We start from the raw sequence: 22,059 nt of genomic DNA on the forward strand, positions 1-22,059 counted from the left end.
TTCGACCTCACACGTCACAAGCCTGCCGGACCACAACGCGCGACCGGGCCGAAACCGAGCAGCCGATCAACACCTACGAAAATCTTGGAAGACCCAAAAACAAGACACTCCCTGTATTGGCGCTCCGCGGCATAGGGAGTGGCAAATGGAATTGGACGCGGAACAAGAAATTCATTGATCAGGCGCTTGCTAGCGGAAAGCCTGTGCGTCTGGTAACGGATCCGAATAGCCCGCAGTATAAGAGGGGTAATGTGTTTCAGCGGGAGTTGAAATATTTGCAGGGGAAGGGTTATGGGTGGCGGCAGGTCGGATTCGATGAAAACTTCCCGGTTTGGGAAGTTTATAGAGTTCGCCCTTAGGGGTGAGGGAGTGGTGGTGAAGTGATATGGCAGTCCCGAAGGCAAGGTTCTTTTTTGAGGAGGTGCGAGCAATCTATGGAGAGGTGGCGGATAGATTTCAGTTGTCCGGCCCTGTTGAGAAAGAGTGGGTTGTTGCGTCATCCCGATATTCGGTTGGAGAGCTGGTGTATGCGGTCATGCTCGATAGGCGCGAGGGGAGCGTTGTGACGTCGGTGGAGGTGAATAGTGATTCCATCTTCCTGTCCATGGAACTAGAGGATCTCGCAATGGCGCTAGGTGTTGTGGATCGGCGAGGGGGATTCTCGGAAAGTGCCCGTAGCCAAAAGCAGTTGAAGAATTCACTGTTGGGGCAGGTGGTGTATGTCGAATTGGTTCATCCTCTGCTGTCCGAGGGGAAGGCGGAGGCCGTGATGATCCAAGCCGGTGCTCGACGGTGGCGGTAGCCCTGAGGCCATGGCAGGTAAGTCGGAGGCGAAGTGCGCTTAGAATTGACTCGCGGGGCGATAAGCGCTAAGGCGGAAAATACGCCTTGGAGGCGTGTGGGTGAGATGGTGATCCGGCGGAGGTCAATGGGTAGGGCGTTCTTTATGCTCATGTCCAACTCATTTCTCAATGTTCGGAACGAATTCTTGCCCGGTGGGGTTTATGTACTTCCGCCTTGGGTGGAGGGGTCTGTGTGATTCTGTCAGATCATATGTTGCGGGTTGTTGCCAGCGAGGTTCCGGAGGCTAGGCGTGCCGTGCTTCTGGAAGCCTTTTCCGCCCTGGATGAATCAATTTTTGGACGGCAGGACCTGGATCGTATGGCGGCTTCGATTGTGATTCTTTTTCTGGGCAGTGTAGAGATCAGTGCAATACTTAACGAGGTCATGGGCGATCGAAGCTGACGCCTGGCATGTGTAACTCATGGGGTTCGCCCGTGGGCTCGTGAGCGATCAAGGGGAGGAGGCATGGTGGTCCTATCGTCGAAGTTCTTCTTCCGAGAGGTGTGCGCAGTCTATGAGGAGGTGGCGCAAAGCCTGCATCTCTCGGGGCCGGATGAGTCAGAGGACTATATGCCGAGTTCTGAATATAGATGCGGCGAACTGCTATATGCGGTAAATCTCAATCAGCGTGCGGGGCTAGTGAGTACGACGATACGAGTCGATAAAAAATCTATCGCCCTTTCGATGGATATCGAAGAATTTGCGTTGTCGGTGGGATTAGTCGAACGCAGAGGTGGCATCTCGACGAGTGCGCGCAGCCAAAAGCAGTTGCGGAAATCGCTGCTGGGGCAGGTCGCGTACGTCGAATTGGTTCACCCGCTGCTGTCCGACGGGAAGGCGGAGGAGGCGATGCTTCAAGCCGGTGCCCGGCGTTGGCGGTAGGTCTGGAGAGGTTGGAAGGCTCGCTCGGTCAGTGCTCCCGCGCTGCCCGCCACTTCACCGGCCACTTCCGTACGTCCCGAGGCTCCACGTACGGCTCCTCCGTGGGTGGCCGGCCCTCGGTGATCGCTCGCTCGCGGGCCAGTTCCGCGTCGAATTCCAGGCCCAGCAGGATGGCGAGGTTGGAGAGCCAGAGCCAGACGAGGAAGACGATGGCGCCGGCGAGGGTGCCGTAGGTCTTGTTGTACGAGGCGAAGTTGGCCGCGTAGACGGCGAAGCCGGCGGAGGCCGCGAGCCAGATCAGGGTGGCCAGGAAGCTGCCCGGGGAGATCCAACGGAAGCCCCGGCCGCGGACGTTGGGGGCCGCCCAGTAGAGCAGGCCGATCATCAAGATCACGAGGATCAGCAGGACCGGCCATTTGGCGATGCCCCAGATCGCTATCGCCGCGTCGCCCGCGCCTATCGCCGTGCCCGCGCGTTCCGCCAGGGGTCCCGTGAAGACGACGATCAGGGCGCTCGCGGCGAGCATCACCATCAGGACCACGGTCAACAGCAGCCGTAGCGGCGTCAGTTTCCACACCGGGCGTCCCTCGGGGAGGTCGTACACCGCGTTGGACGTACGGATGAACGCGGCCACATAGCCGGATGCCGACCAGAGGGCCGCGAGGAGTCCGGCTATCGCCAGGACGCTTCCCGTGCCGCCCGTGTCGCTCAGCTGGGTCACCGCGCCCCGCAGGATGTCCCGGGCCGGACCCGGGGCCAGGTCACCGATGTTGTCGAGGATCTTGTCGGTGGCGCGCCGGCCGAGCACGCCCAGCAGGGAAACCAGTACCAGCAGCGCGGGGAACAGCGACAGCACGCCGTAGTACGTCAACGCGGCTGCCCGGTCGGAGAGTTCGTCGTCCCGGAACTCCCGCACCGTGCGGCGCAGCACCGCCCGCCAGGAACGCGGGGGCAACTCGGTGGGGCTGTCCTTCTCGCCCGGCGTCGGTTCGTCCATGACCAGCCGGGTCTCCCGAAAACCCGTCGCGAATCCCGGGGTTGACCTGAATCTTGGTTGAGGTTGGAGGGTGGGGAGTGGATCGATCGCCAGTGCATCGATCGCCAGTGAATCGGTCGCCCGTGAGCAGAGGAGTTCGCCATGACCCGCCGTACCGACGCACATCCCGACCCCGCAGACCGCCGTATCGGCGCCCCCTTCTTCAGCACCTGGCGTGTCGGCACCCCGCTCCGGCAGCGGCGGACCGTCGAGGCCATCGCCGGGGTCTGGGAGAAGCGGCCCTGGCCTGCGGAGGGGCTGCTCGGGTATCACGTCTACGCCGGGCATGACACCTCCACCCTGCTGCACTACTCGCAGTGGGTGGGTGAGGAGGTGTACGAGGGGTTCGTCAAGACGCAGCGGCAGGATCGGGTCGATGAGATCGACACCGCCGTGCCGGGTATCGAGCGGGTGGCGCTCGGTCGGTATCGGCACTACCGGAGTCTCGTGCGGGAGGGGGACTCCCGGGTGCCGGGGTGCATCGTGATCGTCGACGTCGAGTTCGAGGGGGCCGATCCCGGGCGGCAGCGTGCCTGGGTGGACGCCGTGCTGGAGGCGCTGGAGAAGGATCCGAACCCGCACCCCGGTGGTATCTCCGGGCACTTTCATCTGAGCACCGACGGGACCCGGGTCCTCAACTACGCCGAGTGGGAGAGCGCCCAGGCCCACCTGGACGCCCTCGCCGCGCCGGGGGACGGTATCGGGTCGGCGAACGAACTCTGGGAGCGCGTTCAGACCTGGCCCGGGCTGAAGAGCAGCACGGTCAGCCGGTACGACCACGTGCTGGGTCTGATTCCCGGCTGAGGCGTCGTTCCGACAACTCTGACCGTCTGGACAAAAAAAGTTTTCGGTGAGACGGTGGATCCATGCTGGACGTCACCGTCATCGAGGACCCCGAGGCCGCAGCCGTCTCCCTTGACCCCATACGGGCCAGGCTGCTCGCCGAGCTCGCCGCAGGCCCCGCGTCGGCGGCGATGCTCGCCGGCAAGGTCGGGCTGCCCCGGCAGAAGGTGAACTATCACCTCAAGGCACTGGAGCGGCACGGCCTGGTCGAGCTGGCGGGGGAGCGGCGCAAGGGGAATGTCACTGAGCGGCTGATGCGGGCGACCGCGGCGTCGTACGTCATCTCGCCGCTCGCGCTCGCCGCCGTGCAGCCGGACCCGGACCGGTTCCGGGACCAGCTGTCCGCGCGCTGGCTGCTGGCGCTCGGCGCCCGGCTCGTGCGCGACGTCGGTGCGCTGATCACCGGTGCCACGAAGGCGCGGCAGCGGCTGGCGACGTACGCGCTGGACGGCGAGGTCCGCTTCGCCTCGGCCGCCGAACGGGCCGCGTTCATCGAGGAGTTGACGGCGGGGGTCAGTGCGCTGATCCGCAAGTACGACGCTCCGGACGCCGAGGGCGGCCGGGATCACCGGATCGTCGTGGCGGTGCATCCCACCCTCAAGCAGACCACGGCCCCCCTCCAGCAGGCCGAACCCACCCTCGAACAGACCGAGTTGGAGTAGAGCAATGTCCAAGGAATTCGAGATCGTCCGCGAGTTCGAGGTGGACGCGACCCCGCAACAGGTGTGGGACGCCGTCACCACTGGCACCGACGGGTATCTGTGGCCGATGGAGCCGCCGGAGCCCAAGGTCGGCGGGAAGGGGCCCTTCGGGTCCACCGTCACCGCCTGGGAACCGCCCCACCGCTACACCAACCGCGTCGAGAACGTCGACGGGATCGCCGAGCAGAGCGCCAACCAGCTCGACTACACCATCGAGCCGCGCGACGAGGGGCGCAGGGCCTGGGTGCGGTACGTGCACAGCGGGATCTTCGTCGACGACTGGGACAACCAGTACGACGGTGCCGCCAAGCACACCGACTTCTATCTGCACACCCTGCGCGAGTACCTCGTCCACTTCGCGCCCCGGCCCGCCGCCTTCGCGACCTTCGACGGACCTGAGGCGTCGAAGGCCGCGGACGCGCTGGACGTGGTCGCGCGGGCGCTCGGGATCGGGGAGGGCATCGCCGTCGGGAGCCCGGTGAGGGTTCACGGGCCCGACGACTTCGACGCCGTCCTCGACTTCCGCAACCCCTACTTCATCGGGCTGCGCACCGACCGGGGGCTCACCCGGGTCTTCGGGCGCAACCACTGGGGGCACCCGGTCGGTATCTCCCTGCACGACTTCGCCTCCGACACCGACATCAAGGAGTGCGAGGCCGCATGGCAGGGCTGGCTGAACGGCGTGTTCAGCCAGCTCTGAGCCAACCGGGCCTGAGCCTTACTGCTTCAAGAACTACGGCTACCGCTTCAAGACCTACGGCTTGAAGCGCAGCACCTGCGGGTCGTGGTCGCTGATCTGGTCGTTGAACTCCGAGTTGACGTGCACGCTGTCGTACTCGAAGTCGCAGCCGCGCCGGATCGACGGCGAGACCAGGATCTGGTCCAGGACCTGGGCGTTGCCCTGGTAGACGTACGAGTAACGCTCGCTCTTCGGCAGCGACTTGATCGCCGACCAGAGGGCGCCGTCGGTCTCCAGGATCTTGGCGGTGTCGGAGAACTCGAAGTCGTTGATGTCGCCGAGGGCGATGACGTCCGCGTTCTTCTGGGTGGCCAGGATGTCCTTGACGAACGCGTTGACGGCGGTCGCCTGGAGGTGGCGCTGGGTCTCCGAGCTGCGCGGGACCGGCTGGGTGGCCGAGGGCAGACCGTAGTCGCCGCCCTTGGAGTTGAAGTGGTTGGCGATCACGAAGACCGTGCGGCCGCGGAAGACGAACTCGCCGACCAGCGGCTTGCGGCTCGTGGTCCAGGCGGTGTTCGTCGGGTCGATGCGGCCCGGGGAGACCGTCAGCGCGGCCTTGCCCTTCTCCTTCGTCACGCCGACGGCGGTCGTGGCGTCGCCGCCCGCGCGGTCGGTGAAGGAGACCCGCTCCGGGTTGAACAGGAACACCTGGCGGATGTTGCCGCCCGGCTCACCGCCGTCGGTGTTGTTCGTCGGGTCGATGGAGCGCCAGTCGTACGCCGGGCCGCCCGCGGCGACGATCGCGTCGATCAGCTTCTGGACCGTCTGGTCGGCGGCGACCGTACCGTCGTTCGTGGCACCGTTGTTGTCCTGGATCTCCTCCAGGGACACGATGTCGGGCGACTTGAGGTTGTTGACGATCGCGGCGGCGTGCTCCTCGAACGTGCTGTCGGAGGGGTCGAGGTTCTCGACGTTGTACGTCGCGACCGCGAGCTCGCCGTTCTTCTGCTTCTGGGTCGTCTCGCGCTCCAGGCCGGCGCTCTTGAGCGTGCCGAGCGTATTGGCGACGAGGGTGTAGCCGCCGTACTGGTTGAAGTCCAGCGGGCCGGTCGTGGTGCCCTCCAGGACGTCACCGACGTTCGCCACCGGGAAGGAGGCCGTCGAGCCGAGCGTCTGGATCTGGAGGCGGCCGGTGTTCTGGGAGTCGTACGAGCCGTAGACCGTGTCGCCGCGGCGGTTGGCGTTCTCGCGCGGCTTCACCGTGACCCACAGCTCGCTGTACGGGTCGGTGGCGCCGACCACGCGGGTGTCGGCGACCTGGACGTTCTCGCCCTCCAGGGACTCGTAGTAGTCCAGGGCGTACTTCGACGGCTCCAGGGTCAGGCCGTTGATCGAGTTGCTCGCGGCGGCGTCACCGGCCGGGGCGTACGCGGCCGGGACCGACTTGGCGTCGATGACCGTGGCGGCCGGGACGGCGTTGCCGCTGGAGACGACGGTGAAGGTCGGCTTGGTGACCTCGGTGATCGACTGGTTGCCGGAGGAGGAGCCGCCGGGGACGTACTCCGAGACCGTGCCGGACACCGTGACGAGGTCGCCGACGGCGACGCCCTTCGGGGTGGAGCTGGTGAAGACGAAGACGCCCTCACTGGTCGCCGGGTCGGCGTCGGGGTTCGGGTCCTGGATCCAGAAACCCCTGGAGCCGGAGGTGCGGATGCCGGTGACGATTCCGGACACATCCGTGACGGCCTTGCCCGCGTACGGGGATATGCGCGTGGTGCCCTGAATGTCATGGATGGCGACCGAGTCCGCGTGCGCGGGCGTCGTCAGGACGACGGTGGACGCGGCGGAACATACGGCGGCGACGGTGAGCGCGGCGAGGCGCGCGGAAGACTTGCTCGGCAACGGGATCCCTCCGGGGACGTGCTTGAGCGCCGGGACGAGGGTGAAACGAGTGTGGAGCCGAACCGGTGGGGCGGTGCGACGCGCGTAGAAACTACGGTGAACACATGTCCAGCAGATTTCTACGCGCGTAATCTCCTGCCTGGTCACGCCACTTGTCAAGGTTTCGGCCATGTACAGGGCCCGGCGGGGAGATGAACCGGGCGGCATGGGTGGAAATCCGTCTAGGCTGAGCGGCTGAGTGGTTCAGCCGCTGAGTCGTAGGACGCGTCTCTAGGAGAAACAGCCGATGTCAGACAGCTCCCCCTTGCCGCCGGTGCGGCTGCACCCCGAAGCGGAGCTGGCGCGCGACGCGCTGTCCACGCCGTTGCTGTCCCGGGCCGCCCGGCTCGCCCGCTGGGCCGGCCCCGACACCCGCGTCGACGCCGGCGGCGGACTCCTGGAAGAGCAGCTGCCCGCCGCCGCCGAGCTGCTCGGCCTCACCGGGGACGACGCCGCCGCCTGTGCGAGCGAGGCCTGGCGGGTCGCCGTGGACACCGGGCTCGTCGAGATCACCGACGAGGACGAGGGCACCGTCGCCGCGGGCGAGGAGCTCGCCCTGCTCACCGGCGGCGCCCCGCACGACGTACTCGCCGTGTGGCAGACGGCGCTGGACACCGTGCTCGCCGACGCGAGCGTGCCCGACCTCGACGACCTGGTCGAGGCCATGAACTCCGAAGAAGGCGACGGTGAGATCGACCTCTCCTCGCTGGAGTGGGACCCGGAGGCCGAGGCGGAGTTCCTCGACGGGGTGCTCGGCAACCTGTACGTCCTGACCGTCAACGAGGACGGGCCCGGCGACGGCCCCGTACCGCTGCCCGCGCTCGCCGCGTCGATGATCGTCCCCAGCGACATGGGGGAGCCCACCAACGACGTCCTGGAACAGGTCTCCGACGCGATGATGCGCCTCGACGACCAGTTCAGGCTCCTGGAGCCGGTCGGGCTCGTCGAGTACCAGCCCGTCGACGAGGCCCTCATGGCCGACGCCGACGAGGAACCCGCCGCGCCGGTCGACGACACCGACGTGTCGCGGTACGGCATGGTCCGGCTGACCCCGCTCGGGCTGTACGGGCTGCGGGCGCGGCTGCTGGAGGCCGGGTTCGCGGCGCCCGCCGTCGGGGACCTCGCCGACAAGGGCGCCGACGCGCTGCTCGACGGCACGGCCCACTTCCCGCCGGCCGCCGCGCAGGCCGAGACCGAGCAGTGGCTGGCCCGCCGTGAACCCCTCGCCGCGGCGCGGGAGTTGCTCGCGGCGGCCCGGGGCGCGGACGCGGGCGCGCCGCTGCGGAGGCTGCGGTGTCAGCAGGCGCTGTCGCTGGTGGGCGCCGCCGCCGAGCCGGCGCTGCGGGAAGTCCTCGACGACGCGGAGCTCGGGGGTCTGGCCCGGGTCTGGCTCGCCGAGCACGGGGCCGTGGACGTGCCGCCGCCGTCCGAGGCGATGATCTTCTGGCTGACCGTCGACACGGTCGCCGCGCAGCTCGCCGCCGAGGGCAACTCCGATGAGCTGAGGGCGCTGGTCGAGGGGCTCGCGCAGCAGCACAGCGGGTTCTTCGCGGCGGCCTGGCGGGTGGAGCATCCGGCGACCGCGGATGTGCTGGAGGCGATGGGGCGGCTGCATCCGGACAAGCGGATCGCCAAGGAGGCCAGGAAGGCCGCCTTCAAGGCGCGGTCGCAGCAGGGGAGTTGAGCCGGGAGCCGCGACCCACGACCGGCGTGGGTCGCGAACGCCGACGGATCAGCAGTGGTAGACCGTCGTGTGCTTGTACCACGACGAGGCCCCGTCGAAGCCGTACGTCCCCCGGTACGCGGGCGGGTTCTGGTACTCGCCGACGATGGTGATCGTCTGGGCGCAGCCAGGGTCGACGACCGGCCTCTTGGCGTCGATCCGGATCGTCTGGCCCATGAACCCACCCGTGATGTCCCAGGGCGCGCCGCAGATTCCGGAGGTGATCCGGCCGCCGAGGACGACGTACGGGTAGGTGTTGGGGTTGTACTGCACCTCCATGGCGAAGGTGACCGTTCCGTTGTGCATCTCCAGCTTGGCCGTCGTCGCGAGTGCCTCGGGCGACACGTCCTGCCGGGTGGCGAACGCCTCGTCCCAGGTCTTGACCGCCGCTCCCTGGGCGTTGTGGAAGCGGTGCTCGGCGGCCGTCCCACTCTTCGCCTTGCGTGACTGTGTGGTCATGGGAACCTCTCCTCCTTCTCCTCCCGAACGGAACAGGCCGGCCGTCAGGCCAGCTGCTCGGCGATCTCCACGCCCAGCAGCCTGCGGACGTGCTCCAGGTGGTTGACGATCGTCATCGTCGACGAGCCCGCGAACAGCAGGCCCACCGCCACGTTGTCGTACGAGGTGACCAGGGAACCCGAGTCACCGCCCGCCGACATGTTCGTGGTGACGATCTGGTCCCTGAACCGGGCGACACCGATGGTGGGGTAGGTGACGTCGATCGTCGTATCGACCGCGACGATCCGGCCGAAGGTGATGTCGGTCGTCCGCCCGGTCTTCTTCACCTGGTCGCCGACCGCCACATTGGCCTTGCGCCGCCAGGCGCGCGGCACTCCGCTGAAGTACTGGTCCCGGGTGGCGTCCTGGAAGCTCACCGCCCCCAGCGCCGCGTCGACCAGGTTGTTGTGCTGGTCCAGCGGGACGGTCGGCGCGAAGGTGATCGGGACGAAACGGCTCAGCGTCGCGATCCGGTCACCCGGGTCCGTGCCGCCGTCGGCGGGGCCCGGCTGCACGATCACGCTGCCCAGCTGGGCCCGGTTGGAGTCGGCCAGGATGTGGTTGTTGGACAGGATGTAGAACCCCGAAGGCGCTCCCAGTCCGGGCCCCGGCGGGTCGAGCGTCGCGCCCGGCAGGAGGTCGTAGACCACGCTTCCCAGCGTGCCCGCGGTGACCCGTACGTTGCCGACGGAGAACCCGGAGGGGCAGGGTCGCAGACGGCGGATGAGCTGCTGGGTCTCGCTCGCGGACGGCCGGATGAGCTCCTCCAGCAGCGCGGACGACAGACGCGTCGACTGTTCCGCCGCGCCATTGCCGGGTGCGTACGTCACCCCCGCGGCCGAAGGCTGGGGCTGCGCGGTGACACTGCCGACGGCCACCACGTCGGTGGGCGTGCCGTCGTCCATCTCGGACGGGATCACATCCCGTTCCCTCAGCATCGACTGGGGCGCCTTCTGTGTCACGAACACCAACACGGCCTGCCGGCCCGTCGGTTCGCCCCCGGTCCACTTCACTCCGTGGCCGAAGCCGACCACGTTCTCCAGCGGCTGCTCGCGCCGCAGGAAGTCCGACAACGCCTGCCGGCGTGAGCTGTCGCTCAGCTGCCCGCCGGTGGGCCCTCGCATCAGTTCGGGCTGGCTCGACACGGCCAGACCACCTTCTTCCCCGGTCAGCGCGGTTCCGGGGCGAACGAGCGGCTACTCCTGCGCGGACACCTCGCCGATCGCGAGCACGCGCACGGGTACGCCCTCCAGCTCGTCCGGAACCACGTCCTCGTCCCTGAGCCGGTCCCGGGGCACCTTACGGGTCACGAAGACCACGACGACGTCCTCGCCCGTGTGCTCGTCCTTCCCGGTCCCGACCCCCGTCACATGGGGCAGGCTCATCAGCCGGCCCTCGTGGAGGCTGCGCGCACGATGTGCGTCCACGTCGGCTCGCCTCCCTGGGTACTTCAGGTAGTTGGCTGTCTATGGCAATGGACACCGGCGGTCAAGGTGTTACGCCGTAAATCATGGGCTTGGTGGTGATCCGCACCGGATGACCTTCTTTACGAAGATTCGTCCGACCAATTTCCCGGGTGCGAGGGTCTTCTGCTCCCCGTGGGAAAGGGCGTACGGATTCATGGAAGCGAGTCGGCGGACGTCGCCCGGTGTTCAACTCCCGTTCAGACGTGGGCGGGACGGTGGCGCCGACCCGAGGTCCCCCACCCTCCAGGCCACACCGACCGTCACAGGAGACACCATGTCGCTCACCCGCAGGGACTTCGCCGCGAAATCCGCGATCACCGGCGCCGGGGTCGCCCTGGCCGGCAGCGTCGGCGCCCTCGCCACCGCGCCGGGCGCCCTCGCGGCCACGGACACCGAGACCGACGAGAGCGCCGCGGAGGGCTACGGCGGCCACGGTGTCGGCTACGGCCCGCTGCTCCCCGACCCCGACGGCCTCCTCGCGCTGCCCGCCGGGTTCAAGTACCGCGTCATCACCTACAGCGGCAAGACCAAGCTGGAGTCCGGCGAGATCACGCCCTCCAACCACGACGGCACCGCCACCTTCGACGGCCCGCGCGGCACCACCCTCCTCGTCAACAACCACGAGCTGAAGGGCCCGCGCGCCAACTGGAAGTACCCCGTGCCGCTCACCGAGGGCCTCGTCTACGACCCCGCCGCGTCCGGCGGCTGCACGGTCGTCGAGGTCCGCCCCGGCGGACACGTCGCCGAGTGGGTCGGCATCGCCGGCACCTCCACCAACTGCGCGGGCGGGCGCACCCCTTGGGACACCTGGCTCACCTGCGAGGAGACCGAGGACAAGGCCGGCTCCAACGGCATGACCAAGGACCACGGCTACGTCTTCGAGGTCGACCCGATCGACCACCGCGCCAACCGCGACCCCAAGCCCCTGAAGTTCTTCGGCCGTTACGCCCACGAGGCCGTCGTCATCGACCCCAAGCGCGGCCACGCCTACCTCACCGAGGACGCCGCGAGCCCCAACGGCCTCCTCTTCCGCTGGACCCCGCCCAAGGGCTTCGAGCACGGCCGCGGCAAGCTGCGCACCCTCGCCGACGACGCCGGTGTCCTCCAGGCCCCCAAGTGCTACGACTCCGGCGGCCAGTTCGTCGACGACCTCTCCCGCGCCACGAAGATCGGCACCGTCTACGGCGTCGACTGGGTGGACGTCCCCGACCGCGACGCGAAGACGGTGGCCGTCCGCAAGCAGTTCGCGGCCGGTGAGATCACCCGCGCCCGCAAGCTGGAGGGCATGTGGTGGGGTGACGGCGGCACCTACATCGTCTCCTCCTACGCCCGCGCCGAGAGCCCCGTCCAGCACGACGGCCAGGTCTGGTTCTACGACCCCAAGCGCCGCACCCTCACCCTGAAGGTGCTGCTCGGCGTCAACCCCGACCCCTCCGTCGACGGCGCCTTCGACGGCCCCGACAACATCACCGTCTCCCCGTACGGCGGCCTCGTCATCGCCGAGGACGGGGAAGGCATCCAGCACCTGTTCGGCGCCACCGACAGCGGCAAGACCTACCCGATCGCCCGCAACGAACTCAACATCGGCACCGAAGCGGAGCCCGAGTACAGCGAGTTCACCGGCGTCACCTTCTCCTGCGACGGCCGGACCCTTTACGCCAACATCCAGACGCCCGGAATCATGCTCGCCATCACCGGCCCCTGGAAGCGGCAGAAGAAGGGCTGACGGGCTGATTAATTCGTTCGACCGTCCCGCGGCACGCCTCCTACAGTGATGAATGTCCAGGTGCGAAGGCAGGACCTACTTCCACTGATAATGGGGCGGCCGCGGGTTCGAGTCCCGCCACCGGTACAACGCGCCGGTGTAGCTCAGGGGTTAGAGCACCTAATGTCGGTTCCGCCGACCTGAACTCTGGACACCACAACTTCATGCACCTCCCGGTGCGAGTCTTTTGAACTCGGGAGGCGCAGCTCATGGTGGGTGCCCGGTGCGCAGGCGGCGGATACTTCGGGATCTGGTGAGGGCCTGTCCCTCTTGCGGGTTCGAATCCCGTCATCGGCTCAGGGCCGATGTGGCGGAATGGAAGACGCGCCAGTTATAAGCACCGCAGCCGACTTCGAACTCGGGCACCCTCCTTTTGCCGCGTCTCCCTCCGAAACATCCATGAATTCGGGGGAATTCACCATGTCGCGATTCAACAAGCGAGCCGCAAAGGCGCAGCCCACCTCGCGCGTCACCTCGACGGGCCGAGTGCTCCGCACCTACGAGGGTGGCCGGGGCCGTGAGCGGGACGCGCGCTCCGAGCTCTTTCTGCTCGCCATCGCCAACTTCGTCTCGCAGGACACCTTCTACGAGACCGGCACCGACCGCGACGCCCGGTTCGCGCGACTCGTCCGCGACCTCGCCGTCACCGACCCCACGTGGACCGCCGGTCTGCTCGGGTGGCTGCGCGGTGAGGGGAACCTCCGTACCGCCTCGATCGTGGGCGCCGCCGAGTACGTACACGCCCGTCTGGAGGCGGGTGCCACCGACGGTCCGTCCAATCGGCAGGTCGTGGACTCCGTGCTGCGGCGGCCGGACGAGCCCGGCGAGCTGCTCGGGTACTGGACGGCGACCTACGGCCGTAGCGTGCCCAAGCCGGTCAAGCGGGGGGTCGCCGACGCCGTACGACGTCTCTACAGCGGCAAGTCGCTGCTGAAGTACGACACCGCGTCCAGGGGTTACCGCTTCGGCGACATCCTGAACCTGGTGCACGCGGCGCCGGACCCGGACAAGGCGGGGCAGGGCGAGCTGTTCCAGTACGCGCTCGACCGCCGGCACAACCCGGAGACGGCGGTGCCGCCCGCGTCCAGCCGGACGCTGGTCGCCCACCGTGAGCTGATGGAGCTGCCGGTGGCCGCACGGCGTGCGGTCGTCACGTCCGAGGGCGGCGCCGAGCGGCTCGCGGCGGCCGGGATGACGTGGGAGGCGCTGGCGGGCTGGCTGCAGGGGCCGATGGACAAGGCGGCCTGGGAGGCCGTGATTCCCTCCATGGGCGCGATGGCGCTCACGCGGAACCTGCGGAACTTCGACCAGGCCGGTGTCTCCGACGAGGTCGCGGCCCGGGTCGCCGCCCGGATCAGCGACCCGGCGGAGGTCGCGCGGTCGCGGCAGTTCCCCTTCCGGTACCTCGCCGCGTACCAGCACGCGCCCTCGCTGCGCTGGGCGTACCCGCTGGAGCAGGCGCTCGGCCACTCGCTGGCCAACGTGCCCGCGTTGCCCGGCCGGACGCTGGTCCTGGTCGACCGTTCGGGCTCGATGTGGGCGCGGCTGTCGGACCGTTCGCAGCTCAACCGGGCGGACGCGGCGGCGATCTTCGGTACGGCGCTGGCGCTGCGGGCCGAGGACGCGGACCTGGTGGAGTTCGGCACCACGAGCCGGAACCTGGCGTACGGCAAGGGCGAGTCGGTGCTGAAGATCCTCGGCCGCTTCGGCGACCTGGGCGGCACCGACACCACCTCGGCGGTGCGCGCGCACTACCGGGGGCAGGACCGGGTGCTGATCGTCACCGACGAGCAGTACGCGTTCAGCCACCACGGCGACCCGACCGAGCAGATCCCGGCGCATGTCCCGGTCTACACCTGGAACCTCGCCGGCTACCGCGCGGGCCACGGCCCGTCCGGCAAGGCGAACCGGCACACCTTCGGCGGCCTCTCGGACGCGGCCTTCCGGATGGTCCCGTTGCTGGAGAGCGCTCGGGACGCCGACTGGCCGTGGGCTGCCTGAGCGGCCCGCGCCACCTGTGCCGTCGGAGCGGCCCTGTGCCGCTTCGATGAGCGTGGCCCGCACCTTCACGGGGGGTGCGGGCCACACCCTTGTCCGGGCCCGGGCCTGACATCTAACATTTCAGTTGTGGAGGCCATACCGCGTACGTTGCTCAGGGACCGCGCCTACCAGGCGATCCGGGACGCCATCGTCGCCGGGGAGCTCGAACCCGGCGCGGCGGTACGGGACGCCGATCTCGCCGAACGGCTCGGGCTGTCCCGGGCGCCGGTGCGGGAGGCGTTCGCGCGGCTCGTCGACGAGGGGCTGCTGGAGAGCAAGCCGCAGAGCTACACGCGGGTGACGCAGGTGTCGGCCGCCGAGGTACGGGACGCCGCGGCCGTGGTCGGCGCCATGCACGAGCTCGCCACCCGGACCGCCGTGCCCCGGCTGTTCGCCGCCGACGTCGAGGCGATGCGCGCGGCCAACGAACGGTTCGCGGCGGCCGTCGCCTCCGGTGACGTCGACACCGCCCTGCGGGCCGACGACGCGCTCCATGACGTCCTCGTCCGCGTCAGCGGCAACCGTGCGGCGGCCGCCACCGCCGCCCGCTACACCCCGCTCATCCGCCGCCTGGAGCGCCGGCGCTTCGGCGAGGGCGGCAACTGCCGTTCGGCGGGACTGCACGAGCGGCTCATCGAGGCCTGCGCGGCCGGCGACGTGGACGAGGCCGTCCGGGTCACCGCGGAGATCTGGCGGGACCTGGCCGAGCTCGCCGACACCGACTGAAAGCGTCCCGGGAGGAACCATGTCCCTTTCCTCGTACGACCGTTACCCGCTCCTCTTCGGCCCGTCCCCGGTGCACCGGCTGGACCGCCTCACCGCTCACCTCGGCGGGGCGGAGATCTGGGCCAAGCGCGAGGACTGCAACTCCGGTGTGGCGTACGGCGGGAACAAGACCCGCAAGCTGGAGTACCTGGTCGCGGACGCGCTCGCGCAGGGCTGCGACACGCTCGTCTCCATCGGTGGCGTCCAGTCCAACCACACCCGCCAGGTCGCCGCCTGCGCGGCCCGCGCCGGGCTCAAGTGCGTGCTCGTGCAGGAGAGTTGGGTGGACTGGCCCGACGCCGTGTACGACAAGGTCGGCAACATCCTGATCAGCCGGCTCGTCGGCGCCGACGTACGGCTCGTGAAGGCAGGCTTCGGCATCGGCTTCAAGGAGAGCTGGGAACAGGCGCTCAGGGAGGTCGAGGAGTCCGGCGGCAAGCCGTACGCCATCCCGGCCGGCGCGTCCGACCATCCGCTCGGCGGGCTCGGCTTCGCCGGCTGGGCGTACGAAGTCGCCGAGCAGGAACGGGAGTCGGGCGTCTTCTTCGACACCGTGATCGTGTGCTCGGTGACCGGCTCCACCCAGGCCGGCATGGTCGCCGGGTTCGCCGCGCTGGAGGAGGCGGGCGGCCGGCCGCGCCGGGTGCTCGGCATCGACGCGTCGGCGAAGCCCGCCGCGACGAGGGAACAGATCGCGAGGATCGCCCGCCACACCGGGCAACTCATCGGCGTCAAACGCGAGTTGACCCTCGACGACATCGAGCTCGACGAGCGGTACCACGCGGGCGTCTACGGCATCCCCGACGACACCACCCTCGCGGCCATGCGCCTCGCCGCCCGCACCGAGGGGATGGTCACCGACCCCGTGTACGAGGGCAAGTCCATGGCAGGACTCATCGACCTAGTCGAGCGCGGCGAGATCGGCCGGGACGCCACGGTCCTCTACGCCCACCTCGGCGGCCAGCCGGCACTGAACGCGTACAGCGCGCTGTTCTAGGGCCGACGAGATCCGACGGCCGGCCCGGGGGAACCCGGGCCGGGCCTGCGACGGCTACCGATGGCTACAGCGCCTGGGCGGCCGGCTTGACCATTCCGCGGACCGTGCGGGACTTCACGAAGTCGCCCATCGCGGTCATCTCCCACTCGCCGGAGAACTGCTTGATCAGCTTGGCCATCATCACGCCGGTCTGGGGTTCGGCGCTGGTGAGGTCGAAGCGGACGAGTTCCTCGCCGGTGGTGCCGTCGATGAGGCGGCAGTAGGCCTTGGCGACCTCGGTGAACTTCTGGCCGGAGAAGGAGTTGACGGTGAAGACCAGGCCGGTGACCTCCTGGGGGAGCCGGCCGAGGTCGACGGTGATGACCTCGTCGTCGCCGCCGCCCTCGCCGGTGAGGTTGTCGCCGGAGTGGCGGATGGCGCCGCCCACGATCTGGAGCTTGCCGAAGTAGCAGCTGTCGACGTGGTTGCGCTGCGGGCCGTACGCGATGACCGAGGCGTCCAGGTCGATGTCCTTGCCGCGGTACGCCGGCTCCCAGCCCAGGCCCATCTTCACCGAGGACAGCAGCGGGCGGCCGCCCTTGACGAGGGACACGGTCTGGTTCTTCTGGAGGCTGACCCGGCCCTTGTCGAGGTTGATCTTCCCGGTACCGGGCGCGTGCGCGGGCGGCGGCGGGGGAGTCGTCAGCGGCGGGGCGGGCGGGGTGACCGGGGTCTGGATGGTGGGCTGCGGCGGGGCGACGGGGGCAGGGGTCGGGGCGGGAGTCGGTTCCTCGACCGTCACACCGAAGTCCGTGGCGATGCCCGCCAGGCCGTTGGCGTAGCCCTGGCCGACCGCGCGCGCCTTCCACGCGCCGTTGCGCAGGTAGATCTCCACGACCACCAGCGCCGTCTCGCTGCCGAGCTGCGGGGGCGTGAACGTGGCCAGGACGGAGTTGTCGCCCGCGTCGCGGATCGTCGCCGTCGGTTCGATGCCCTGGAAGGTCTGGCCGGCCGCGTCCGGGCTGGCGGTGACGACGATCTTCTCGATGCCGGGCGGGAGCGCGGCGGTGTCGACGACGATCGCGTCGGGGGCGGTGCCGCCGCCGGAGCGGTACGTCACGCCCGGGCCGTTGGGCTGGTTGTAGAAGATGAAGTCGTCGTCCGAGCGCACCTTGCCGTCGGCGGTGAGCAGCAGGCCCGATACGTCGAGCCGCACCGGGGCGGCGACGTCCACCGTCACGCGCGCGGTGGAGAGAGGGATGTTCGAGCCGGGGGTCATAGCTGTCATGCCCGGTGAACGATCGAGGCCGCTTTACCGTTCCCTTACCCGGGGCCGATCGGTTCAGCGGCGGGTCCGGGGGTTGTTGCGGGGGTGGTTTCTGGCGGTTCGCTCGTTGCCGCGCTTGTAGTTTCCGGTCCAGCGGGCCATGACGAGCTGGGGGTCGGAGGACGACTCGACCTCGGCGAGGAACTGGGCGGCTCGTGGGCCGTGGAGGGTGGTGGCCGGGCGGTTGTGGTGGGTGATGTGAACGGTTCCGCCGGCGTGTGCCTCGTAGTGGAATCCGTTGGGGTTCTTCGGCATGGGGGAACCGTAGAGGGCGGGCGGGGGCGGGCCCCAACGGTTTTCGCCCCCGCCCGCCGGACCGGCTGAGCGATGCCGACCCGTGTTCCCTTCCCTACGGCACCACCACGATCTTCCTCCCCACCCCCGCCGCGAACTGCCCCAGCGCCTCCGGATACCGCTCCAGCGGGATCCGGTCGCTGATGAAGATCTCCGGGTCCAGGACACCGTTCGCGAAGAGTTCCGCCGCGCGTTCGAAGCTGTGCAGCACCGCCATGGAGCCGGTGATGGTGATCTCCTGGTTGTAGATGCGGTACGGGTCGATGGAGACCCGGGTCGCGTAGTCCGCCACCCCGAACTGGAGGAACGTCCCCGCCTTGGCCACCCTTCCCAGGCCGTCCTGGATCGCCGCCGCGTTCCCCGTCGCGTCGACGACCAGGTCCCAGCCCTGCGGACGGTCCAGCTCGTCCGCGTTCGCGGCGGAGCCCGAGACGCCCAGCCGCTGTGCCGTCTCCAGGCGGGTCGGGTTGAGATCCACCACGTCCACACTGGCCGCACCGGTCCGCTTGGCGAGCTCCAGCATCATCAGGCCCATCGTGCCGGAGCCGTAGATGAGGACGTGGGCGCCCAGCCTCGACCGCAGCACGTCATAGCCGCGGACCGCGCAGGAGAGGGGTTCGACCAGGGCCGCGTCCTGGGTGCGGACGTGGTCGGGGAGGCGTACGCAGTTGGCGACCGGGGCCACCGCGTACTGCGCCGCACCTCCCGCCGTCGTCACTCCGATCGCCGCCCAGCGCTCGCAGAGGTTGTTGTGGCCGGTACGGCAGTAGCGGCACTCGTAGCAGTACAGGGACGGGTCGACGGCCACGCGGTCGCCGACCGACAGTTCCGTGACCTGCCGGCCGACCCCCACCACCTCGCCCGCGAACTCGTGCCCCGGCACGATCGGCAGCTTCGGGGCGAACTCGCCCTGGAGGATGTGCAGATCGGTGCCGCACAGGCCGCACGCCGCGACCTCGACGACGACATCGCGCGGGCCCGGCGTCGGGTCCGGGACCTCCGACACGACGGCACGGCCTACGGACTCGATGACGGCGGCCTTCATTTGACGGCTCCCAGTGACAGGCCCTGGACCAGTTTGTCCTGGGCGGCGAACCCCGCGGCGAGCACCGGCAGGGAGATGACGAGGGACGCGGCGCACACCTTGGCGAGGAACAGGCCCTGGCTGGTGATGAAGCCGGTCAGGAAGACGGGGGCCGTTTCCGCCACGACTCCTGTGAGCACCCTCGCGAACAGCAGCTCGTTCCAGCTGAAGATGAAGCAGATCAACGACGTCGCCGCTATGCCCGGCAGGGCGATCGGGGCCACCACGCGCGCGAGGATCGTCGGGAGGCGCGCGCCGTCCACCCGCGCCGCCTCGATGATCGCCACCGGCACCTCGGCCAGGAACGACTGCATCATCCACACCGCGATCGGCAGGTTCATGGAGGTGTAGAGGATGACCAGCAGCCAGATGTTGTCCAGCATGTCCGTGTTCTTGGCGAAGAGGTAGATCGGCAGCAGGCCCGCCACCACCGGCAGCATCTTCGTCGACAGGAAGAAGAACAGGACGTCCGTCCACTTGCGCACCCGGTTGATCGACAGCGCGTACGCCGCCGGGAGCGCCAGGAGCAGGACGAAGACCGTCGACGCCAGCGATGCCACCGTCGAGTTGATCAGCGACGGCCAGGGGCTCGCGCCGCCGCCCGTGCCGAAGAACTCGCGGTAGCCGTCCAGGGTGAGGGCGGCACCGAAGGACGGGGGATTGGTCGCCGCGTCCGTCTCCGAGTGGAAGGACGTCAGGGCCATCCACGCGATGGGGAAGAAGAAGACGATCCCCAGCAGCCAGGCTGTCACGCCGAGGCCAAGTCCCTTGCGCTTCTGGGTGGTTGTGTTCATGCCCGACCCGCCTCCTCGCGGAACAGGGACGACACCACGCGCAGGGCGAAGGTCGCGATGATGATCGAGCCGATGACCACCAGGACGCCCGCGGCCGAGGCGAGGCCGTTCTCATGGGCCTGGTAGAAGCTCTGGTAGACGGTGTAGGGGAGGTTCGCCGTGTCCAGACCGCCCGAGGTGATCGTGAAGACCGCGTCGAAGTTCTGGACGATGTAGATCGAGCCCAGCAGGGCGCCCAGTTCGAGGTAGCGGCGCAGATGCGGGAGCGTGAGGTGGCGGAAGATCTGCCAGTCGCTCGCGCCGTCCACCCGCGCCGCCTCTATCTGCTGGGGGTCGCGGCTCTGCAGGCCCGCCAGCAGGATCAGCATCATGAACGGGGTCCACTGCCAGACCAGCGAGGCCTCGACCGCGAGCAGCGGGGTGTTGGAGATCCAGTCGGGCTGTGGGCCGCCCACATAGTGCAACAACCCATTGAGCAGGCCGTATTCGGGGTTGTAGAGCACATGCTTCCAGAGCAGGGCCGCCGCGACGGGGACCACGAGGAAGGGTGCGATGAGGAGCGTGCGGACCACTCCCCGGCCGCGGAAGCGGCGGTCGAGGAGCAGCGCCAGGGCCAGGCCCAGGACCAGACTGACCAGGACCACCGTCGCCGTCAGCAGGATCGTCGTCCACACCGAGTGGCGCAGGTCGGCGTCCGTGAGGACCTGGCGGTAGTTGTCGACGCCGGTGAAGTGGCGGGCCTTCGGATAGAGGGCGTTCCAGTCGAAGAAGGAGATCACCAGCGTGGCCACGAACGGGAGTTGGGTGACCACGATCATGAAGACCAGGGCGGGCAGGAGCGGGGCGCGGGTGGCCCAGGCGCGCAGCCGGGCCGACGGTGGGCGGGTCGTGCGTACGGAGGCTGCGGCCAGCGGGGCCGTCGTTGTCGCTGTCATCGTCCCTCGTACTCCTCGGAGATCTTCTCGGCGAGCCGCTGGGACTTGCTCAGCGCCGACTCCACGGACTGGCGTCCGGCGATGGCCGCGCTGATCTCCTGGGAGACCTTGGTGCCGAGATCGGTGAACTCGGGGATGCCGACGAACTGGATGCCGGGCGCGGGGCGCGGCTGCACCCCCGGGTTGTTCGGCTGCGCGCCCTCGATGGCCTCCTTGGTCATCTCCTGGAAGGCGGCGGCCTCTTTGACGTACGCCGGATTCGTGTACGTCGACGCGCGCTTGCCGGCCGGGACGTTGGACCAGCCGATCTCGTCGCCGACCAGCTGCTCGTACTGCTTGCTGGAGGCCCAGGAGACGAACTTCCAGGCCTTGTCGGGGTTGCGGGAGGCGTCCTGGATGCCCCAGGCCCAGGTGTAGAGCCAGCCGGAGGACTTGGTCTCCTCGACGGGGGCGGGGGCGTAGCCGACCTTGCCCTTGACGGGGGATCCGGAGGCTTCCAGGGAACCCGCCGCGCTCGTGGCGTCGTACCACATGGCGACCTTGCCCTGGGTCATGTTGTTGAGGCACTCGGCGAAGCCGGACTGGGGTGCGCCCAACTCGCCGTGCTCACGGACCAGGTCGACATAGAACTTCGTGGCCTTCTCCCACTCGGGAGAGTCGAGCCGGGCCTTCCAGTTCTTGTCGAACCAGGTGCCGCCGAAGGTGTTCACGACCGTGGTGAGCGGGGCCATGACCTCGCCCCAGCCGGGGAGTCCGCGCAGACAGATGCCCTTCATGCCGGGCTCGGCGCCGTCCACCTTCGCGGCCAGGTCGGCGACCTGGGTCCAGGTGGGGTGCGCGGGCATCGTCACACCGGCCTTCTCGAAGACGTCCTTGCGGTACATCAGGAAGGACGACTCGCCGTAGAAGGGCTGGCCGTAGAGCTTGCCGTCGTCGCCGGTCAGGGACTGGCGCATCGGCTTGAGGACGTCCTGTTCGTCGTACGACGGGTCCTTGGCGACGTAGGAGTCCATCTCGTGCAGCCAGCCGTTGCGGGCGTAGATCGGGATCTCGTAGTTGGAGAGGGTCGCCACGTCGTACTGGCCGGCCTGGTTGGCGAAGTCCTGGCTGATCTTGTCGCGGACGTCGTTCTCGGGCAGGACGGTGAAGTTGACCTTGATGCCGGTCTCTTCGGTGAAGCGGGGGGCCAGTTTCTGGAGTTCGGTCATCTGGGGGTTGTTGACCATGAGGACGTTGATCGAGTCGCCGCCCGATCCCGTCCCGCCTGCTCCGACCCAGCAGCCGGAGAGCAGCGGGGCGAGCAGCGTCCCTGCGGCGGCGAGGGCGAGCGTGGCTCGCGGTGGCCGTCGTCGGCTCTGGGTTCGCATGGATCGCTCCTGGACGTATGGGGAGATAAGGGGCGCGCCAAGGGGTGACGTGCCGCATTAAGTGGTGGGTTGGTTTTTCAGACTCGGATCTTCAGGCTCG

At 68.6% G+C, this 22,059-nt stretch carries 23 protein-coding genes; 12 read left to right on the forward strand and 11 right to left on the reverse strand.

The window, feature by feature from the left end:
- The 4 genes from ABZ928_RS45945 to ABZ928_RS45960 form a co-directional block, all read left to right on the forward strand.
- Window positions 1-359 (forward strand): hypothetical protein (locus ABZ928_RS45945; RefSeq protein ID WP_361533520.1); only part of this gene is annotated, 359 nt, incomplete at its 5' end.
- 26 nt (window positions 360-385) lie between these two features.
- Entirely contained in the window at window positions 386-802 is a 417-nt protein-coding gene (locus ABZ928_RS45950; RefSeq protein ID WP_361533523.1) for a hypothetical protein, read from the forward strand.
- Window positions 803-1,035: 233 nt separating this feature from the next.
- Complete coding sequence (locus tag ABZ928_RS45955) at window positions 1,036-1,245, forward strand: hypothetical protein (RefSeq protein ID WP_361533526.1); 210 nt, start codon at window positions 1,036-1,038, stop codon at window positions 1,243-1,245.
- A gap of 63 nt (window positions 1,246-1,308) precedes the next feature.
- On the forward strand, window positions 1,309-1,725 hold the full coding sequence (locus tag ABZ928_RS45960) for a hypothetical protein (RefSeq protein ID WP_361533529.1): 417 nt from the start codon (window positions 1,309-1,311) through the stop codon (window positions 1,723-1,725).
- A 28-nt stretch (window positions 1,726-1,753) separates the two neighbouring features.
- On the opposite strand, the gene ABZ928_RS45965 is transcribed toward ABZ928_RS45960, so the two are convergent.
- Entirely contained in the window at window positions 1,754-2,722 is a 969-nt protein-coding gene (locus tag ABZ928_RS45965; protein WP_361533532.1) for a YihY/virulence factor BrkB family protein, read from the reverse strand.
- A 141-nt stretch (window positions 2,723-2,863) separates the two neighbouring features.
- On the opposite strand from ABZ928_RS45965, the gene ABZ928_RS45970 reads away from it, so the two are divergent.
- The 3 genes from ABZ928_RS45970 to ABZ928_RS45980 all read left to right on the forward strand — a co-directional run bounded on the left by ABZ928_RS45970 (window position 2,864) and on the right by ABZ928_RS45980 (window position 5,005).
- Window positions 2,864-3,565, forward strand: coding sequence for an antibiotic biosynthesis monooxygenase (locus ABZ928_RS45970; RefSeq protein ID WP_361533535.1), 702 nt, complete (start codon window positions 2,864-2,866; stop codon window positions 3,563-3,565).
- Window positions 3,566-3,627: 62 nt separating this feature from the next.
- Window positions 3,628-4,266: a winged helix-turn-helix domain-containing protein gene (locus tag ABZ928_RS45975; RefSeq protein WP_361533538.1), complete on the forward strand. Its 639-nt coding sequence runs from the start codon at window positions 3,628-3,630 to the stop codon at window positions 4,264-4,266.
- Window positions 4,267-4,270: 4 nt separating this feature from the next.
- Window positions 4,271-5,005, forward strand: coding sequence for an SRPBCC domain-containing protein (locus ABZ928_RS45980; protein ID WP_361533541.1), 735 nt, complete (start codon window positions 4,271-4,273; stop codon window positions 5,003-5,005).
- Between the two features lie 54 nt (window positions 5,006-5,059).
- On the opposite strand, the gene ABZ928_RS45985 is transcribed toward ABZ928_RS45980, so the two are convergent.
- The gene (locus tag ABZ928_RS45985; protein WP_361533544.1) at window positions 5,060-6,886 is read right to left on the reverse strand and encodes an endonuclease/exonuclease/phosphatase family protein; all 1,827 of its coding nucleotides are present in this window, start codon (window positions 6,884-6,886) and stop codon (window positions 5,060-5,062) included.
- A gap of 286 nt (window positions 6,887-7,172) precedes the next feature.
- Here ABZ928_RS45985 and ABZ928_RS45990 point away from each other — a divergent pair, with 286 nt between their 5' ends.
- On the forward strand, window positions 7,173-8,609 hold the full coding sequence (locus ABZ928_RS45990; RefSeq protein WP_361533547.1) for a hypothetical protein: 1,437 nt from the start codon (window positions 7,173-7,175) through the stop codon (window positions 8,607-8,609).
- 48 nt (window positions 8,610-8,657) lie between these two features.
- Here the strand turns inward: ABZ928_RS45990 and ABZ928_RS45995 are convergent, their stop codons facing one another.
- The 3 genes from ABZ928_RS45995 to ABZ928_RS46005 are packed head-to-tail and all read right to left on the reverse strand — an operon-like array spanning window position 8,658 to window position 10,573.
- Window positions 8,658-9,107 carry a hypothetical protein gene (locus ABZ928_RS45995; RefSeq protein WP_361533550.1) on the reverse strand — a complete coding sequence of 150 codons (450 nt, stop codon included), beginning with the start codon at window positions 9,105-9,107 and terminating at the stop codon, window positions 8,658-8,660.
- Between the two features lie 44 nt (window positions 9,108-9,151).
- Window positions 9,152-10,291 (reverse strand): hypothetical protein, encoded by a 1,140-nt coding sequence (locus ABZ928_RS46000; RefSeq protein ID WP_361533553.1) that lies wholly within the window; start codon window positions 10,289-10,291, stop codon window positions 9,152-9,154.
- Between the two features lie 51 nt (window positions 10,292-10,342).
- On the reverse strand, window positions 10,343-10,573 hold the full coding sequence (locus tag ABZ928_RS46005) for a hypothetical protein (protein ID WP_361533556.1): 231 nt from the start codon (window positions 10,571-10,573) through the stop codon (window positions 10,343-10,345).
- Window positions 10,574-10,886: 313 nt separating this feature from the next.
- On the opposite strand from ABZ928_RS46005, the gene ABZ928_RS46010 reads away from it, so the two are divergent.
- From ABZ928_RS46010 to ABZ928_RS46025, 4 genes are all read left to right on the forward strand, one after another.
- Window positions 10,887-12,338 (forward strand): alkaline phosphatase PhoX, encoded by a 1,452-nt coding sequence (locus ABZ928_RS46010; protein WP_361533559.1) that lies wholly within the window; start codon window positions 10,887-10,889, stop codon window positions 12,336-12,338.
- Window positions 12,339-12,797: 459 nt separating this feature from the next.
- Window positions 12,798-14,378 (forward strand): TROVE domain-containing protein, encoded by a 1,581-nt coding sequence (locus ABZ928_RS46015; RefSeq protein ID WP_361533562.1) that lies wholly within the window; start codon window positions 12,798-12,800, stop codon window positions 14,376-14,378.
- Window positions 14,379-14,495: 117 nt separating this feature from the next.
- Complete coding sequence (locus ABZ928_RS46020) at window positions 14,496-15,143, forward strand: GntR family transcriptional regulator (RefSeq protein WP_361533984.1); 648 nt, start codon at window positions 14,496-14,498, stop codon at window positions 15,141-15,143.
- 19 nt (window positions 15,144-15,162) lie between these two features.
- A complete protein-coding gene (locus ABZ928_RS46025; RefSeq protein ID WP_361533565.1) occupies window positions 15,163-16,179 on the forward strand; it encodes a 1-aminocyclopropane-1-carboxylate deaminase in 1,017 nt (338 codons plus the stop codon).
- Window positions 16,180-16,243: 64 nt separating this feature from the next.
- Here the strand turns inward: ABZ928_RS46025 and ABZ928_RS46030 are convergent, their stop codons facing one another.
- From ABZ928_RS46030 to ABZ928_RS46055, 6 genes are all read right to left on the reverse strand, one after another.
- Window positions 16,244-17,437: a TerD family protein gene (locus ABZ928_RS46030; RefSeq protein ID WP_361533987.1), complete on the reverse strand. Its 1,194-nt coding sequence runs from the start codon at window positions 17,435-17,437 to the stop codon at window positions 16,244-16,246.
- 63 nt (window positions 17,438-17,500) lie between these two features.
- Window positions 17,501-17,740 (reverse strand): hypothetical protein, encoded by a 240-nt coding sequence (locus tag ABZ928_RS46035; RefSeq protein ID WP_361533568.1) that lies wholly within the window; start codon window positions 17,738-17,740, stop codon window positions 17,501-17,503.
- Between the two features lie 94 nt (window positions 17,741-17,834).
- Complete coding sequence (locus ABZ928_RS46040; protein ID WP_361533571.1) at window positions 17,835-18,824, reverse strand: zinc-dependent alcohol dehydrogenase family protein; 990 nt, start codon at window positions 18,822-18,824, stop codon at window positions 17,835-17,837.
- Window positions 18,821-19,657: a carbohydrate ABC transporter permease gene (locus ABZ928_RS46045; protein WP_361533574.1), complete on the reverse strand. Its 837-nt coding sequence runs from the start codon at window positions 19,655-19,657 to the stop codon at window positions 18,821-18,823. Before ABZ928_RS46045 ends, ABZ928_RS46040 begins: the two co-directional genes overlap by 4 nt.
- Window positions 19,654-20,592, reverse strand: a complete 939-nt coding sequence (locus tag ABZ928_RS46050) for a sugar ABC transporter permease (protein ID WP_361533577.1) — start codon at window positions 20,590-20,592, stop codon at window positions 19,654-19,656. Before ABZ928_RS46050 ends, ABZ928_RS46045 begins: the two co-directional genes overlap by 4 nt.
- Entirely contained in the window at window positions 20,589-21,959 is a 1,371-nt protein-coding gene (locus ABZ928_RS46055; RefSeq protein WP_361533580.1) for a sugar ABC transporter substrate-binding protein, read from the reverse strand. The genes ABZ928_RS46050 and ABZ928_RS46055 overlap by 4 nt, the downstream gene beginning before the upstream one ends.
- Window positions 21,960-22,059: the final 100 nt, after the last annotated feature.

The organism is Streptomyces sp. NPDC046909, from assembly GCF_040644695.1.
In the GTDB taxonomy this organism is placed as follows: domain Bacteria; phylum Actinomycetota; class Actinomycetes; order Streptomycetales; family Streptomycetaceae; genus Streptomyces.